The sequence below is a fragment of the Aurantiacibacter rhizosphaerae genome (assembly GCF_009807005.1).
Lineage (GTDB): Bacteria > Pseudomonadota > Alphaproteobacteria > Sphingomonadales > Sphingomonadaceae > Alteraurantiacibacter > Alteraurantiacibacter rhizosphaerae.
This window is the reverse complement of record NZ_WUBR01000001.1, coordinates 949,231-965,554: the sequence shown is the minus strand read 5'-3', so window position 1 is coordinate 965,554 and position 16,324 is coordinate 949,231. Positions and strand designations below refer to the sequence as shown.

12 protein-coding genes are annotated in these 16,324 nt (G+C 61.6%); 1 reads left to right on the top strand and 11 read right to left on the bottom strand.

The annotated features are described in order from the left end of the window. Nucleotides 1-3 precede the first annotated feature (3 nt). The 5 genes from GRF63_RS04500 to GRF63_RS04480 form a co-directional block, all read right to left on the bottom strand. Nucleotides 4-1,482, bottom strand: a complete 1,479-nt coding sequence (locus GRF63_RS04500) for an FAD-dependent oxidoreductase (RefSeq protein WP_160484759.1) — start codon at nt 1,480-1,482, stop codon at nt 4-6. A 71-nt stretch (nt 1,483-1,553) separates the two neighbouring features. Beyond that, nucleotides 1,554-1,997, bottom strand: a complete 444-nt coding sequence (locus GRF63_RS04495; protein ID WP_160484758.1) for an aconitase X swivel domain-containing protein — start codon at nt 1,995-1,997, stop codon at nt 1,554-1,556. Further along, on the bottom strand, nt 1,997-3,289 hold the full coding sequence (locus GRF63_RS04490) for an aconitase X (protein WP_202131565.1): 1,293 nt from the start codon (nt 3,287-3,289) through the stop codon (nt 1,997-1,999). Before GRF63_RS04490 ends, GRF63_RS04495 begins: the two co-directional genes overlap by 1 nt. 1 nt (nt 3,290) lies before the next feature. After that, nucleotides 3,291-4,961, bottom strand: a complete 1,671-nt coding sequence (locus GRF63_RS04485) for a dihydroxy-acid dehydratase (protein WP_160484757.1) — start codon at nt 4,959-4,961, stop codon at nt 3,291-3,293. A 98-nt stretch (nt 4,962-5,059) separates the two neighbouring features. Beyond that, complete coding sequence (locus GRF63_RS04480) at nt 5,060-8,014, bottom strand: TonB-dependent receptor domain-containing protein (protein WP_160484756.1); 2,955 nt, start codon at nt 8,012-8,014, stop codon at nt 5,060-5,062. Nucleotides 8,015-8,135: 121 nt separating this feature from the next. On the opposite strand from GRF63_RS04480, the gene GRF63_RS04475 reads away from it, so the two are divergent. Beyond that, nucleotides 8,136-9,032, top strand: coding sequence for a LysR family transcriptional regulator (locus GRF63_RS04475; protein ID WP_160484755.1), 897 nt, complete (start codon nt 8,136-8,138; stop codon nt 9,030-9,032). Nucleotides 9,033-9,060: 28 nt separating this feature from the next. On the opposite strand, the gene GRF63_RS04470 is transcribed toward GRF63_RS04475, so the two are convergent. The 6 genes from GRF63_RS04470 to GRF63_RS04445 all read right to left on the bottom strand — a co-directional run bounded on the left by GRF63_RS04470 (nt 9,061) and on the right by GRF63_RS04445 (nt 16,322). Next, on the bottom strand, nt 9,061-9,813 hold the full coding sequence (locus GRF63_RS04470) for an SDR family NAD(P)-dependent oxidoreductase (protein WP_160484754.1): 753 nt from the start codon (nt 9,811-9,813) through the stop codon (nt 9,061-9,063). Continuing rightward, complete coding sequence (locus GRF63_RS04465; protein WP_160484753.1) at nt 9,813-10,709, bottom strand: MBL fold metallo-hydrolase; 897 nt, start codon at nt 10,707-10,709, stop codon at nt 9,813-9,815. The genes GRF63_RS04470 and GRF63_RS04465 overlap by 1 nt, the downstream gene beginning before the upstream one ends. A gap of 5 nt (nt 10,710-10,714) precedes the next feature. After that, on the bottom strand, nt 10,715-12,325 hold the full coding sequence (locus GRF63_RS04460) for an FAD-binding oxidoreductase (RefSeq protein WP_160484752.1): 1,611 nt from the start codon (nt 12,323-12,325) through the stop codon (nt 10,715-10,717). Continuing rightward, complete coding sequence (locus GRF63_RS04455; RefSeq protein ID WP_160484751.1) at nt 12,322-12,648, bottom strand: c-type cytochrome; 327 nt, start codon at nt 12,646-12,648, stop codon at nt 12,322-12,324. Before GRF63_RS04455 ends, GRF63_RS04460 begins: the two co-directional genes overlap by 4 nt. Before the next feature lie 79 nt (nt 12,649-12,727). Beyond that, entirely contained in the window at nt 12,728-15,385 is a 2,658-nt protein-coding gene (locus GRF63_RS04450) for a TonB-dependent receptor (protein ID WP_202131564.1), read from the bottom strand. A gap of 142 nt (nt 15,386-15,527) precedes the next feature. Then, a complete protein-coding gene (locus GRF63_RS04445) occupies nt 15,528-16,322 on the bottom strand; it encodes a helix-turn-helix domain-containing protein (protein ID WP_160484750.1) in 795 nt (264 codons plus the stop codon). Nucleotides 16,323-16,324: the final 2 nt, after the last annotated feature.

The window sequence follows — 16,324 nt, the reverse complement described above, 5'->3', positions numbered from 1 at the left end:
GTCCTACTCTGCCGCTACCGTTTCGTTTCGCACGCTTTCGACGGCGGTATCATCATGCAGATACGCGCCCTGTTCACGCAGCAGCTTGCGAATGGCGTCCACCTCCACCTCTCGCGGTTCCACGCCCTTGTCTGCCGCCAGCGCGGCACCAACACCCGCGGCATGGCCGGTTAGCCAGCATTGCGGGATCTCGCGCATAAAGCCGTGGCTGTTGGCATCGCAGCTGATATGCCGCCCGCCCACCAGCAGGCCATCCAGCGCACGGGGCACCAGCGAACCGTATGGCACGGAGACAACGGGGAATTTCGGGCTGAGCGAAGGCGATATGCCCACCTCGTCCGCCACCGGGCCAGCCGTGGGCCAGTCCCCGCGCTCAATCCGGCCAACGCCGCCCAGCCGCCGCGTGTGGCGCACGCCCAACTGGCTGGCGCTTTGCAGCGAATAGACATTCTCAAAACCCGGCGCATGCTTGCGGAAGAACTGGCAGTGCCCTTCCATCAGGCGATGGCTGCGGATTTCCACCTCTGTCATATCGTCCACGTCCAGCGCCGACAGGCCGCTTTGCCGTGGGCCCAGGAACAGCGCGATATCGGGCCGCCAGCTGACATAGGGCGTCTGGAAATAGCCCAGCTCCTCACGCCCCTTTGCCATCAGCTCACGCAATTGATCGGGGTAGAGCACTTTCCAGTTGATCCAGCGATCCATGTTCACACCGCCCAGCACCCAGCCGGTGTTCATCGAATGGTGGACGTCGCCTTCCTCGATATCGGTATCGAATTCTGCCCCGGCGCGCGCAAACATGTCGCCATCGCCAGTGGTATCCACCACCACCTTCGCCTTGATAGCCTGGCGTCCGGCCTTGCTTTCGAAGATCACGCCCCGCGCCGCGCCGTCTTCCACGATGGGGCGCGCGGCCCAGGCGTGGAACACGATGCGCACGCCCGCTCCCAACAGCATCTCCTGCGCGTTCAGCTTCATGCGCTCAGGGTCCAGCGTGGGCGCCCATTGCACGATGCCGTGGAACGCGGTTGTGCGGTTGCTCCAATAGGCGACCTTGTCATGCTGCTGGCTGCCCCAATCCTCCTTGGGCGGGCCAGCCACGCCTTCGCGCGGCATGCGGTCGATAAATTCGCGGGCGAAGCCCTGGATCACGTGGTTGCCGTCCCAATCGGTCATCCGGTCGATCCACATCACCAGGCCGCCGGTGGAAAGGCCGCCAAGGCAATTGTACCGCTCCACCAGTGTAACATCCGCGCCGGTTTTCGCCGCGGCCCATGCCGCAGCGCAGCCTGCCGGGCCGCCGCCTACCACCACAACGTCCGTCTGATGATAGATATCGATTTGGCGAGCGTCTTCGGTAATGGTGCCGCCGCGCCGCGGGGGCGGCAGGTTGCGCCCGTCGCTTTCGAACACGTCGGAACCCAGGAAGCGCTCTTCGCTATGCCCCTCCACGCGTTGCAGTTTTACCTTGTCGTCAGCCATCTTGTCTCTTCCGCAAAATCGTTCATTTGTGCGCGCGCCATGGTTTCATGGTCGGCCGCGGCGTCAATTCGTCAGGGTCGGCCACCCTTCCACACCGATACTTCGCCCGCATCGGCATCGATACGCACCCAGTCCCCGCTTTCTATCTGCTGCACGGGATCGCTGTCGAAGTCTGTCATGCTGGGCACGCGCAGCACAACCGCGCCCAAGGCCGCCTTGGTGGTGGTGATTGTGAACAGCATGCCCAGCGGAGCCTTGCCAGTCAGCTTCGTGGTGTGAAAAACCGCAGACCATCCGGAAGACCCCTTTGCACCGGGGAATACCAATATCTTGTTTGCAAAGCTTTGGCCCCGCAATTCGTGGCGCATCTCTATGATTTCGCCCTTCATGGGGTTTACGCCGCCCCATCCGGAGATCGTCTGATCGGTGACCAGCGCCTCCCCTTCGGTGACGCCGCCCACAACCTTGCGGCCATGAATGGTAATGTCGGCTGGCCTCGTTTTGACGGTGGCCATCAGTTCAGCCTCCCTTCCCAGCGCGATGTGCAGGCAGCATTGATGCATTCCTGCGTGGTGCCGAACCAGCCTTCGATGCCCATGATCGCGGGAAGGTAGTGGGTTTGCTTGGCACTGTCGAACGCGGCAACCTTCGTGCCGGGCGGCACCGCCTGGCTGATCGCAGAGCATGTGTCCGTCATCAGCCGGGCACCTGCCTTGCGGATGATGGCGTCATATCCGCTGGCGATGGCGGTGGCCTTCACCGCGCGGCTGGTGAAGATCCACAGATTGCTGTTTTCGTGGATCGTCCGCCCGTCCAGCATCTGCGCCACCTCGGCCAGCTGGTCGATTGAGTAATGCGGGCATCCCAGCATCACGTAATCAACATCAGTGCTTTCACCCACCGAGTTAAGGCGTTCGTACATCGCGGAGCGTTGCGCCTTGCCATAGGTGAAGTGTTCACCGCGCGGCGCGCCGCCAAACGCGGCCTCCACGCTGGGCGCTTCGGGCGTGATGCCTGCCATGTGGTACATCTCCACCCCGCCAGAGGAGGCGGCAGCGGCGCCGAAATGCTTGTGCTTGATCAGCGCCGCGTTGGAGATATTGCCGTCCAGCACCGGGATCGTATCTTCCACCGCATCGCCGGTGAAATAGCCCAGCATCCCCCATTCGAAAATGGAATCCACCGGCACCTCCACATCGATCAGGTGCTGACCTTTGCGAAAATCATCCTTGTGAAAGCCCCAGTTGGGCACGCGCTTGGCCAGCATCGCCGCGCTGGTGGATTCGCGCCCTTCGCAATTGGTGCGCCCGCCGATCACCGAATTGCAGAACACCACGGCGCTCGATTCCATCCACGCGCAGTGCTCTCCCATCACCGGCACATTGCCCGCCAGATAGGGCGTGCAGGTTTTCAGAACCTGGATGCCGTGATCGGCAACGTCGCGTTCGTCGGCTGCGAAATTGGCGTGGGCTTCCTCTGTCATGCCCTGTTCGGCCCATTGCTCCGGATCCATCCCGCCCTGCAGGTGGCAGGCAAAGCCGGAGATGCGCGGCACGTCCACCACCTCATCGGAATCAAGATCGAAGCGGGAGAATACCGCGCGATAATCGCCGCCATCTTCGGCGTAGTAGTCCTTCACCCATTGCGGAGAGGATCCGGGAACGCCGGCGATGTTGTCGGTATAGACGAAATCCTCCGCGCCCAGTGCCTCGGCATAGCGGATCAGCAGGTCCATCGCCTTGGCAACGGCGGGGCCATTGTCCCCGTCGCGCATGGCCTTTTCCTCGGCGGTCAGTCGCACGCTCATGTCATCGCCTCTTTGTGTCGATCAGCACCGCGCCGGACGCCATGGAGCCGACATTGTCGCGGTACATGCCAAGCCAGCCTGTTGCGGGAACAGGGAAATCCGTTCCCACGGCTTCGCGCTTCGCCATCTCCTCTTGCGCCACCATCACATCGATACGCCGCTGGGCCACGTCGATCTCTATTGTGTCGCCATCGCGCACCTTGCCAATCGGACCGCCAACCGCGCCTTCCGGGGCCACTTCGGCCACGGTCAGCCCCTTCAGGCACAGGCCCGAAAGCTGCCCGTCGGTAACGAATGCGGTATCCTTCGCGAGACCCGCTGCATCGATGGCAAACAGGATGAAGGACGCGCCGCCACCCATGGCCGGGCCGCCTTTCAACCCCTGTCCGCGCAGCACCAGCACATCACCTTTCTGCAATTTGCCCGCTTCGATGGCTTCCATTGCATCGCTCGTGCTTTCGAAGACGCGCGCTCTGCCAGTGAAGCTTTCGGGCCGCGATCCATCGCGTATGCCAAGCTTCACCACCGCGCTTTCAGGCGCGAGCGAACCTTTCAGGATGGCGATGGAGGGGCCAGGCGATATGGGCCTTTCCAGCGGGCGGATAACCTCCGCATCGCCGATTTCTGCATCGGCCAGATCTTCGCCCATGGTCTTGCCACTGGCCACGGTGACGGAGGTATCCAGCACACTTTCAAGCTGTTTCAGCATGGCCCGCGCGCCGCCGGCATCTTCAAACTGTTCTATCCGCACCTCGCCATTGGGGCGCACGGCCGAAAGAGTTGGCACCTTGTGCCCCATTTCTTCCCAGATTGCGTAAAGGTCTGTGTCCATGCCGCCTTCGCTGGCGGTGGCCTGCAGATGCTTGATCGCGTTGATGGACCCGCTCACGGCCAGCACCATGGCGGCGGCATTGCGGAATGCGCCATCCGTCATGATCTGCCTCGGCGTCAGGTCCTCATGCACCATGTCCACGATGCGGTTGCCCGCCTTGCGGGCATAATCGAACATCTTCTCGCTATTGGCGCGCACGGGAGCGGAGCCCGCGATGCACATTCCCAGCGCCTCTACCACGCAATGCATGGTGTTGGCCGTGGCCATGCCGGCACACACACCCGGCCCGCGAACCGCCTGTTTCGTCATCGCGTCGACCGAATGCTTCAGCTCTACGCCAAGCTGTTCTTGCACACCGCCGTTGAACAGGTCCTCTATATCCACATGATCGCCATCGATCTTGCCCGATGACTGGTATCCGCCGATCACCAGCAGTGTCGGGATATTCAGCCGCATGGCCGCCATCAGGTGGCCGGGCGGGGTTTTGTCGCAGGATGTCAGGCAGATCATGCCATCCAGCATGGCTGCCTCCACCTGCGCCTCGATATCGTGGGGGATCAGGTCGCGGCCGCCAAGGATATAGCTTCCCGAACTCGCCGCTCCGGTGATGAAATCGGATACCGCCGTCGTGCGCACTTCGAACGGAACGCCGCCAGCCTCGCGTACGGCCTCCTTCACCACCTTGGCCACACCGTCCAGATGGGCAAAGCAAACGGCAAGTTCAGAGGAGGTGTTCACCACTGCGATCTTGGGCTTGAGCAAATCTTCCTCGCTCAGGCCCAGGGCGTGCCAGTGGGCGCGGCGTACGGGTGAGTTGGCGCTGATGCTGCGTAATGTCATTTTCAAATTCCTGCTCAAGTGCCGTGCGCGTGATGGTATGCGGACCGGGCGGGCTTCGGGAGGTGATCCCGCCCGGCCCCCGGGCGACATGGCTTCGCCTAGAAGCGAAGCCGGACGCCGCCTTTCACGAACCTGCCAACGGGATTGAAAAGCACATTGTTGCCTGCGCCGTTCGCACCGGGGAAACGGGGTGGATCACGATCAAACACGTTGTCGACCCCGAAGTAGAGCTCCATCTCCTGCGTGTAATCGGTCTCCACGCGGTAGGTCGCCAGCATATCGACATAGGTGCGGGACGAGATGGAATTGGTGTTCACGCTGTTCGGATTTTCGAAGGAAAAGCCGGGATCGCCAGGTTCCACGAAGCTGGGGAAGAAGAAGCCGCTGTTGATCCAGCGAAGATGCGTGTTGAACGAGAACGCCTCGCCGATATCCAGACGGACATTGGCATCTACGGTCCAATCGGGAATACCGGCGGGCGTGCCGCCGCGCAGGCCCGTTTGCCCCGCCCGGTTGACCTCGCCAGCACTATCCACCGTCACCAAGTCACTCACGTAATTGGCAAGCAGCGAGACCGACAGGAGATTTGTGGCACCTATAGGCTGCGCGTAATCGACCTGAAAATCGATGCCGCGTGCAATCAATTCGTTCACGTTCTGGATCGTATCTTCCACCAGGGTAACATTGTTGCCGGCATCCCTGGTGATCAGCGAACAGCTCAGCTGATCGCCATCGACGCAGCGCTGCACGATGTTCTGCTGGCCCAGCGTGCTGATCGCGCCATCGATGCTGATGTCATAGTAATCCGCCGATGCGCGGAACCGGCTCAGGAACCCGCCCGTGGGCTGGATCACCACGCCAGCGGTGAAAGTATCTGCCTTTTCGGGCTCCAGATTGGGGTTCGCGCCGCTGCGGATCGGCACGATCACCTGCACGCCGCCATTACCGACATCGGTAAGAATGCCGGTGGTGGATGTGACAGGGCCGAACAGTTCCTGCACATTTGGCGCGCGAATATCGCGAGACAGGGTGGTGCGGAAACGAATGGCATCGATCGGAGCCCACACACCGCCGATTTTCCAGGTGGTTGCATCGACAGAGCTGCTGTTCACAAATTCGCTGGACCGCTTGTAATGCGTCTGGCGGATTGCCGCGTTGACGCCCAATTCGCGAAAGAAGGGCGTGTCGGCCAGCAATGGCACGTCAATTTCGCCATAGCCTTCCACCACCTCGATCTTGCCAGAGATCAGCGAACCATTGCCGGCGTTGAAGAAGCCCAGGTTCTGTGAAATCGCGTCGGTATCGCCATCCACCTTGTCGCTGCGGAATTCGCCGCCGAACGCCACGCCAACAGGCCCTGCGGGCAATTCGAACAGCGTGCCGGTGATATTGCCGGCAACCACATGCTGCGTCGTCTTGTTGGTCTGGAACGCAGCCCCGGTGACATAGGCCACGGCATCAGCAAAATTGGACTGGTTGGCATAGCCAAAGGGGTTGAGCGCAACACAGGACGGATCATCATTGGATGGATCGGCATCCGCATTCACGCGGCATACCGGCTCCCCGCCCACCGCAACGGCATCCAGTGCGCGCACGATGTTGGCGGTGATGGTATTGTTGGTAAGATCGCTGCGGAAATCGTTCTTGCCGAACTGGTAGTAGAAATCGGCGGTCCAATTATCGTCGATATTATATTCTGCTGATCCGACGATACGATAAACCTCGTTGGATACGGCGATCTGGGTCGGCCCGACATCATCGAAACCCTTGCCCAGCGTGAAGCTGGTTGCGCCGCTGGCGGCAAGGATGGTGGGGATGTCCAGCGTGGGATCGGTTGAGCGGGGAATGAAGGGATTGTCGTCCCGCACGGTCAACCCGATGGTGCGATAGGCCGTGCTGCGGTGGGTGCCCTCGCTGCGGCCGAAATTGGCCATCAGTTCCACTCTGAGATCGGGCGTCGCGTCCCACGTCAGCAGGCCCATGGCGGCCACGCGTTCGTTGGGGGAGACGATGGGGAAGTCGAAATAGACGTTCTCCTCCGCCGGCGTTCCCGTTTCGCCGCCCACCATCCAAATCCTGTTGGCATAGCTGCCGAACTCGTAACGCCGCGGCCTGCCGCTGTTGCTGAAGGTGATCCCGTCAATCGGGCGCAGCACCGGCAGGTCGACGCCCACAAAGGCGCTACCGGGCGGGTTGGTGATACCCTGGAAATCGGTGCTCCACACCGCAGCATTGGGCAGGACGGAGCTGGCTGTGCGATCGGGCGATTGCCCTGCCGCCAGCGGGTTGCGACCCACGATGGTGAAGCCGTTTACGCACCATTCGCGCTCCCGGCAGGCATCGATACCCTCTGACTTCTCCCACTCTCCGCCCAGGATCAGGTGAACGTTGGATCCGATGTCCCAGCCGCCTGCCACGCCGATCTGCCGGGTGAAATTGTCGCCTTCATCGGCAATGCCAAGCTGGCCGTTCACACGGTATCCGGTGAAGTTCTTGTCGAACAACAGATTCACCACGCCCGATACGGCATCCGAACCGTAAACGGCGGACGCGCCCCCGGTCACCACTTCTGCGCGCGAGAGCAGGATGGATGGCACCATGTTGGTATCGACGGTGGCCTGCGTGGTGGACGGCACGAACCTTTTTCCGTCGATCAGCGTCAATGTCCTGACAGAGCCGAGCCCGCGCAAATCAAGGATGCGCGCGCCGATACTGAGGCCCGCACCAGGGTTGAGGCCAGAAGTGGCAGGGCCCTGCGACGGGCGGAAGGCGGGCAGTTCATTCAGGGCATCGCCCACATTGGTAAGCGCGCGCTCCTCCAGCCGTTCTGCCCCCAGCATGGAAACCGGCGTGGGCTGATCGAAGCTGGACCGGATGCGCGATCCCGTCACCACGATCGTTTCTTCGGTGGCGTCCGCCTCATCGGCGCTCAGGATAACCGGATCCTGTTCGTCAGAAGCTTGCTGTGCATAGGCTTGGCTGCTGGTTGCAGCGGCCAGCGCCAGAGCCAGGACAAAAGTCGAGGCTTGGCCTTCGATAATTGTTTTTTTCATGGTTCTCTCTCCCAGAACAGATCGCCGGTTGTGCGGCTTGATCATGTTTGCGAGATTACGCCTGGTGGCTTATGTAGAGAATAGAGCTTAATGCGATGCCAGTATTCGCGAATCGAGAACAATGGATAACATACTGAATCTGCGCACATTTTTGACTGTTTCGCGGCTGGGAAGCTTCGCCGCGGCGGCGCGTGCCATGTCAGTCGCGCCTTCGGTGGTGTCAAAGCGCATTGGTCAGCTGGAACATGAATTGCATGCCCAATTGTTCCACCGTTCGACTCGCGAGCTGAAGCTTTCGGAGGATGGATCCCGCCTGCTGCCGCGCTGCATGCAGCTCGTCACCGATTATGACGAAATGCGAGAGGACGGCAGCAGCAAGCGGGTGAGCGGATTGCTGCGAATTGAATCGCCCGGATCGGTGGCGGCGATCATCCTGGGGCCGCTGTTTTGTGAATTCCTCAATCTCTATCCCGCAGTCGATCTGGACCTGCGCCTGTCAGACCGGCTGGACAACCCCCTCTCACCCGGTTTCGACGTCACGATTGGCACGCGGCCTTCCATCTATGAAGACGTGACCGACTATCCCCTGATGCCCTACCCTTGCGCCGCCTATGCCAGCCGCGAATATGTGCAAAGCAGGGGAAGCCCCGATCATCCGAAGCAGCTGAACAAGCATGATTGCCTGGTGTCGCTGCTGCACGGCAAGACCTGGCATTTTTACAGCGAGGAGGGGGATTTCGCCCTCAATATCAAGCCGCGGATGATGGTGAATGATGCCACTGTCTTGCGGCAGGGCGTGTTGCAGAACCTTGGCATAGCGATCCTGCCCACCCTGCTGGTGCAGGACGATGTCGACAGCGGGCGTATCACCACCGTCCTGCCCAATTTCCGCCCGTCACCCATGTGGATCAAGGCGCAGGTTCACAGGCGCAATTCGGTGAAGCCAAGCGTGCGGGCGCTGATCGAATTCCTGAAGCAGAAACTCGGCCAGCCGGACATCGGCCCGGACAAGCACTGATATCACCGCACCCGCAGCGGGCTTGTCGTCAGTGGGAGGTCTGCCCGCCGTCCATCACGAAGAAGGACCCGTTGGTAAAGCTCGCCTCGTCAGAGCACAGGTGCAGCACCGTGCCTGCAATCTCTTCCGGCTGGGCTGCGCGGCCGATGACGTTGTGCTGGAAGAACATCTCGCGAAATTCCGGCGAATCCAGCCAGGCCTGCGTCATCGGCGTGGCCACAAGGCCGGGGCCGATGCAGTTCACGCGGATACCCTGCTGTGCATATTCGATCGCCACGGCCTTCGTCAGCCCGACAACGGCGTGCTTTGCCGCGACATAGGCTGACATGTTGGGATCGGCCACCTTGCCTGCGACAGAGGCGGTGTTGACGATGGCCCCGCCGCCATTCTCAAGGAAATGGCGAACCTGCGCCTGCATGGCGAAGAACACGCCCTTCAGGTCCACGTCCATGATGAGGTCCAGATCCTTCTCCGGCACCTCGTGAAATGGCACGGGCGGCGGCAGGACGCCGGCATTGTTGAATGCCGCATGCAGTCCGCCGAACTCATCCACGCATTGCGCCACCAGATCGCTCATCGCCTGGCTGTCGCGCACGTCGGCCTTGCGATATACGGCGCGGCCACCTTCGCTGCGGATCATTTCGGCGGTGTCGCCAGCGTCGTCGTTCAGGTCTCCGATCATCACGGCAGCGCCTTCGCGGGCGAATGCCTGGCATGTTGCGCGGCCAATGCCGGTGGCGCCGCCGGTTACCAGAACAACCTTGTTTTCATATCGCATCATCATTCGTCCCACGGTTCGATTTCGCCAGTTGCCACTTGCGTGGAAATGCACAGGAGGAAGCATTCCAGAACATCGGTCGCGCCGGGGAATTGGGCGCGAACCATGTTCTGAAGCTCGACAGAGTTTTCAGCCCGCGGCGCGGCCTCTCCCATGAAAGCGATGTAGTCGCGCGTCCACTTGATGCCGGCATTGTCGTTGGTGCGGCCCGGTGAGGTGTGCCCTGCGATCACGCGGTTGGGCTTCATCGCCTCCAGCCTGTCCAGCGCGGCGATCCAGTCGGCGTAGCGATCGGGCGTGTGCTCTCCCAGCCAGACATACATGCCGTTATAGATCACATCGCCCGCCACCAGCGTGCGTGTTTCCTCGTCCCAGATTACTGTGGATCGAACATGGTCGCCCTGCATCGGACCGATGATCTGCAGCGGATGGCCTTCCAGCATGTAGGCATCGCCCTCCACCGGTTCGGGCACCACAGGGCGCACCGGCGCATTCGCGCCCAGCATCGGGCCCCAGCGTTCGAACTTGATGGGCACGGTGCGGACCATGTCCGTCACCACCACCTGCCCTGCCAGAAGCTCGGCATCCGGGAAGGCATCCTGCAACACGTCCAGCCCGAAGAAGTGATCGGGATGGTCATGCGTTACCAGCACCGCTTTCAGCGTTTTCCCGCTGTCGAGAATCTGCGCAACCACGCGGTAGGCATCGGCGCGGGAGAAAGGCACATCGATCAGCACGGCATCGGTCTCTCCCGATACCAGCACCATGTTGGCGTGCAGGCTCAGTTCGGATGTCGGGATGACCTCGTAGGACAGCGGCGTGCGCGCCTGGGTGTGATCATCCGCCCATGCGGCACTGGCCGAGAAGGCCAGGGCTGCGGCGATAGTTGTTGTAATCAATCCCTTCATGCGATCCCCGACTTTCCTGGTGCGATGATGTGATTGGGATCAAGCGCCTGCTTGATCTTGGCGTTGAATTCGCGGTTCACGGCGCCGTATTGCTGCGCCACGAGGTCCATGGTGTTGACCCCGGTGCGATAGCTGGCCCAGCCCTGCTTTCCGAAACGGGTCACCATTTCGCGATAACAAGTGTCTGCGCGGCGCTCCTCCTCTGCATCGCTGCGATCGAACAGCAGTGCGATGATGTGGTGCAGATCGCGCCAGCCGATGGCGTATGCGGCGGTGTAATCGAAGCCGTGCTTGTCCAGTATCTCGCGCGCGAGGACGGTCTGGCGCTCGGCCTCCGCGCCCTTTGCGGCAGCCACGGGGGCGAACCAGGCTAGGCCGCCACCGTTGCCGCGCCAGCGGGCCATGCCGATCTCGTCGAGATTGAGGCCGCCCTTCATCAATGTGGCGTGATGGTGAAACCAAGGGTTGTCGCCCATCTCGTGCTCGGTCAGCACTTCGCCGCCACTGGCGGTCAGCACCTGCCGCACGATCGGTTCGATCGCGGCGACGGTTTCATCCGTGCCGTAGAGCGCGAAATAGGTGTTCCACATGCCCAGCCCATTGGCCTGCGCGGCGCGCTTCACCGATGCATCGTCCAGCGGGGCACCATTGGGCACCACGCTATCACGCCGCTGGAACATGGATAGCTGGTAGGACGCGCTCATCATCAGATTGCAATTGGCAATCAGGTTGGACACGCGCAGCGGGCGCATCGCCTCGATAATGGCGGGCACGTCCTCCATATTGGGATGGCGGATCATGAAGGGCTTGTAGGCCGGCGGCTCCGGCATCAGCCACATGCCCATCTTGGTGACGATGCCATAGTTGGACTGCGTGAACAGGCCATCGACGGAAGGCCCGTAACCCCATTTGAAGGACTGCCAAGCGGTGGACCCCTTGATGGAGCCCATGCCGGTGCGCATCACCTGCCCATCGGGCAGCACAACTTCCATGCCGCACTGGAAGAAGAAATGCTCCCCATAGGGGGTGTAGCCCACGCCGCGATCCAGCGTATTGCCAACCGGCGAGGCCAGCGGGCCAACGGTGGGCACATCGATCCACAACGGGATGTTGTTCTCTTCGAGGTAATCTTTCAGCTGCTGATAGGTGACGCCGGGTTCCACCAGGGCTGTGCCCAGATCGGGGTCCACCTCAAGGATGCGGTTCATCCGTTTCAAGTCCAGCACCACCTGCCCCGGCGTTGCCGGTACTGCGGTGCCATATCCCATGTTCTTGCCGGTGGAGATCGGCCAGATCGGCTGGCGATGGCGATTGGCCGCCGCCACGATGGCCTGCACTTCTTCCACCGTGCGCGGAGCCACCGCGCCCACGGGATGCAACTGGTCACTGGGTTCGGGAATATAGGCCTTGTCGTAGGGGCGCAGGGCTTCTGCGTTCCAGAATGCCCAGTCCTCGCCCACGATGGACTGCATTTCCCGCATGAATGCATCCACGTCCGCCGCTGTCTGGCCATCGGCCATTTGCGCGTTCACGGTGCGGGCAAAGCCTGCCGCTGCGCCGATCGCGCCTGCCGCGCCCAGCAGGGTGCGCCTGTCCAAACCGCTCATTGTCCACGCTCCTCAGGGTCAGCTTCGCTTTGCTCAAGCCATGTTGCGAGGGCGTCCAGCTCCTCGTCTGTGATTTCCGTCTGGCGGAAGGCGGGCATGGAGTTGGGACCCATGCGCACGAAGCTTTTGGTGATAACCGGCGGCAGATTGCGACCGCGGATGATCGGGCCGACATTTACCCCGTGGCAATAGCCGCATGTCTCTGCGTAAACCTGCTCGGGCGCACGCGGTGTGGCCTCTTCTGCTTCCTGAGCGGACGCCAGCGCGACCCCCCCGAGGCACAGGCTGCCCACAGCGCTGAGCGCAATAAATCTGAAAATCATTCTGGCCTCTCCTTGTCCTCTGCCGGGACTTGCGAATCTCTTCGCTGTCCCGGCAAAAGATATCATATTTGTCACATTGTCAAATATCGACCCCGAGGCGGACATACCACGTCGCCGGGCGGTTGTAGGTTCCGAAGATGGAACCGCCCGCCGCGTTGTTCTGGCCCGTGGTGATGTAGCGTTCGTCGAGGATATTGTTGCCGCCCACGCTGACCGACCAGAGGCGATCGGGCGAATCGTAGGTGATGCTGCCATTCACGATATCGGTTGGTCCGCGCGTCAGCAGGAAGGTGCGCGCCACGTCGTTGTAGACCGTGGAGGCATGCGAATAATCGCCGATGATGGTAACCTGCCCGCCATTGCCCAGATCGAACTCCAGCTTCGGAGAGATGTTGAACTGCCATTTCGGCGTCTTGGGCAGCGGAGCGCCAATCACGGCACCCGCCTGCAACGGGTTCGGCCCACTGACCGACGGCAACGACACCAGCGGATCGAGCGCAGTGTAGGTCGCATCGATATAACCTACCGAGGCGTTGAGCGTGAACCAGTCAACCGGCTGGCTGACCGTTTCCAGTTCGAAGCCCTTGATCCGCGCATCGCCGACATTGCCGATGGTGGGCGACGTGCCGTTCTGGAAGTTCAGCTGGATATCGCTGTAATCGGTGGTGAAGGCGGCGGCGTTGATCTGCAGGCGGCGGTCCAGCAGCGTGGACTTGATGCCGACTTCCCAGGTTTCCGCCTCTTCCGGCTCATAGCTTTGCGCCTGCAATTGCGGGTTGGTGAAGCGCGTGGTCCAGCCGCCGGTCTTGTATCCCTTGGACCATGATCCGTAGAGCATGATGTCGTCTGCCGGATACAGCTGCACGCCGACCTTGGGGCTGAAGTTGTTGAACGTCAGCTCGTTCAGACCCGGCGGATAAACGCGGATCGGGTTGGTGGGATCGGGGTAGGACAGTGCCTGCTGGCACGTCACACCCGGAGGGGCAAAGCCAGCCTGTGCATCGGGCGTGATATTGCCATTGGCATCGGCGCAGCCGAACAGGCGATAGTTGAAGCCGTTAAGATCCTGCTGCCCGCCCTCGAACTGCTTGTCCTCATGCGTGTAGCGACCGCCCAGCGTGATGCCGATGAGCTCGATCGGCCGGTAATCGATCTGGCCGAAGAAGGCGTAGTTCTCCGTCTCCAGGCTGTTGGGCCCGTCCACCTGCAACAGGCCTTCCGCGAACGTCACGTAATCGCGCAAGGAGCCCTTTTCCTTGAAGTAATATGCGCCGACGACGAAGTTCAGGCTGTCGTCCAGCAGCGTGCCTGTCAGCTGCAATTCCTCGCTCAACTGCCACTGGCGCTGGTCGAAAGACACCTGCAGCGAATTGATGGGAGAGCCATCCAGGTCGGCGCCGCTCTGCCAGGATTGCTTGCGATAGGCGGTGATGGATTTCAGGGCGATATCGGGCGTGATATCCAGATCGATGACGGCGCCGACACCCCAGTTCTTCAGCTTGGAGAAGTTGTTTCCGGTGGCATAGCTTTGATCGATATCCGGGCTGAGGAAGCGGTTATCGTAGGGGATGCGATCGTTGTCGGGATTGCCGTCCACATTCACGCTGGCGAAGCTGGGCAGCCGTGTAACGGGCGTGGTGATCGTGCCGAAGGCCTGCGAGGGGAACTGCGTGCCGGTGCCCGCACACAGCGCCGTGGCATTGCGCGCCGCAATCTCCTGCGGGGTGGAGCCGATGCAGAAATTGTAGACGCCTGCGAACAGCACGCCCTGGGTTTGCGTGGGATCGAAGGCCGTGCCGGGGATGGAGGCACCGGGCGGCGGCGCGAATGGGCCCGGCACGAAATCTGTTGCCAGCAACAGCGTGCTAGCCGCACCGCCGGTGGAATAAGTGTAATCGCCGTTCAACGTGATGCGGAAGCTGCTGCCGGGATCGTACAGCAGCTTGCCACGAATGGTGCGGTTGTCCTGCGCGCCCTCCGTATCGGGAGAATCGTAACCCACCGCCGCATAGGACGTGAAGGACGGCGTGTTCACCCGCCGATCGTCAGGAAATGGCACCCGCTCCACGAACCCATCGCGGCTGGAGATGTTGAAGGTGACGGAGGAGAACAGGTTGTCGGACAGCGGAATGTCCATTGATCCGCGCGCCTGCATCCGGTTGTAGCTGCCAACCGTCACATCGCCGCGAAACCGGAATTCGTCGGCCGGATCGCGGGTGACGATGGAGATCGCGCCGCCGATGGTGTTGCGCCCGAACAGCGTGCCCTGCGGGCCTTTCAGGATCTCGATACGCTCCACATCCAGCAGATCCTGGTTCGCGCCCACCGAACGCGCGAGATAGACGCCGTCCACATAAATGCCGACGCCCGGATCGATGTTGAAAGCAAAGTCATCCGAGCCGATGCCGCGAATATAGGCGGCCAGAACGGCGGTGGAGCCGGAGAAAGGCACGCTGGAATCGAGCGAGACGTTGGGTGCAAGCGCCGCCAGCTCGCTGACTTCGCCAACGGCGCGATCCTGCAGTTGTTCACCGCCGAATGCGGAGATTGCGATGGGCACATCCTGCACATTTTCCGCGCGCTTCTGCGCAGTCACCACGATGGTGCTGATCCCGCCCTGCCGGGCCGGTGCCTCCGCATCTTGTTGCTGGGTGCCGTCATTATCCTGGGCGACCGCCGGAACGGAAATGGCAAGGGCCATGGCCGTGCCGCACAGGTGCACGAAATTCGTACGCATTCTTCTTCTCCCAAAGGCTGCCCGCTTGTGGCGCGAGCTAATTTCTTATGCCCTTTGGAATGAGACAATCTGTCGATATTGAAAATCGCCTCTGGCCGCATGTTTCACAGCGTGAAATTCGCGTTGCCGCGAGGCGTCCTGATCAGGCCAGAACCTCGTCCAGCCGGCGGCCGATGATGGATGCCGTGGCCTTCATGGTTGCCAAGTGAAGATCCACCACTTCGGCCAGCGTCGTGCGGGCGCTGGGCCAGGTGAGGTTGAGCGAGGCGATAGGCTGCCCGGCGGAGTAGACGGGAACCGCCAGCGATCGCCTGCCGTCTTCCCGAACCAGTTCGAAGCTGCGATCTGGCCAGTGATGCAGCGGATCGCGCGCGGAATAGCCTTGCTCCCGCGTCTGCTTCACAATCGCTTCCAGCGCCTTTTCGCCCGCGGGGTCCGGCTCTGCTGGCCGAATACGTTCGATAATCGCCTCCCGCTCCATCGCGCTGCAAGCCGCCAGATAGGCCCGGCCTGTCGCCGTGTGCAAATAGCTGAGTTTCAGGCCAACCGGGCCCAGCACGGCGGAATCAAGCCGCACTATGGGGCCATTCGTCTCGATCACCTGAATATAATCCATTCGCGGCACCGCGATGACCGAGGGCCACATCACGCGCTTGCTGAGATCGGCGAGAAAGGGGGAAGCGATTTCCGCCAACTTGTCCGTAATATCAGGCGGCTGGCCGGTAAATTTCAGCGCGCCCGCCACATAGGCGCCATCGGCCATGCGCTGCCACACCATGCCGCCTTCGGACAGGGTTTTCAGAATGCGCAGCAGGGTCGCCTTGGGCAGGCCGGTGCCTTGGTGAAGTTCCTTCAAACTCATGCCCCGCCGGGCGCGGATGGCACCTATCACTTCCAGCGCCCGCTCCACCGCGCGGATCGTTTTCACCTCGGCCATAA

Excerpts from the sequence above, each read along its gene's own strand:
- GRF63_RS04500 (WP_160484759.1), bottom strand. The coding sequence starts at position 1,482 with ATGGCTGACGACAAGGTAAAACTGCAACGCGTGGAGGGGCATAGCGAA.
- GRF63_RS04495 (WP_160484758.1), bottom strand. The coding sequence starts at position 1,997 with ATGGCCACCGTCAAAACGAGGCCAGCCGACATTACCATTCATGGCCGC.
- GRF63_RS04490 (WP_202131565.1), bottom strand. The coding sequence starts at position 3,289 with ATGAGCGTGCGACTGACCGCCGAGGAAAAGGCCATGCGCGACGGGGAC.
- GRF63_RS04485 (WP_160484757.1), bottom strand. The coding sequence starts at position 4,961 with ATGACATTACGCAGCATCAGCGCCAACTCACCCGTACGCCGCGCCCAC.
- GRF63_RS04480 (WP_160484756.1), bottom strand. The coding sequence starts at position 8,014 with ATGAAAAAAACAATTATCGAAGGCCAAGCCTCGACTTTTGTCCTGGCT.
- GRF63_RS04475 (WP_160484755.1), top strand. The coding sequence starts at position 8,136 with ATGGATAACATACTGAATCTGCGCACATTTTTGACTGTTTCGCGGCTG.
- GRF63_RS04470 (WP_160484754.1), bottom strand. The coding sequence starts at position 9,813 with ATGATGCGATATGAAAACAAGGTTGTTCTGGTAACCGGCGGCGCCACC.
- GRF63_RS04460 (WP_160484752.1), bottom strand. The coding sequence starts at position 12,325 with ATGAGCGGTTTGGACAGGCGCACCCTGCTGGGCGCGGCAGGCGCGATC.
- GRF63_RS04455 (WP_160484751.1), bottom strand. The coding sequence starts at position 12,648 with ATGATTTTCAGATTTATTGCGCTCAGCGCTGTGGGCAGCCTGTGCCTC.
- GRF63_RS04450 (WP_202131564.1), bottom strand. The coding sequence starts at position 15,385 with ATGCGTACGAATTTCGTGCACCTGTGCGGCACGGCCATGGCCCTTGCC.
- GRF63_RS04445 (WP_160484750.1), bottom strand. The coding sequence starts at position 16,322 with ATGGCCGAGGTGAAAACGATCCGCGCGGTGGAGCGGGCGCTGGAAGTG.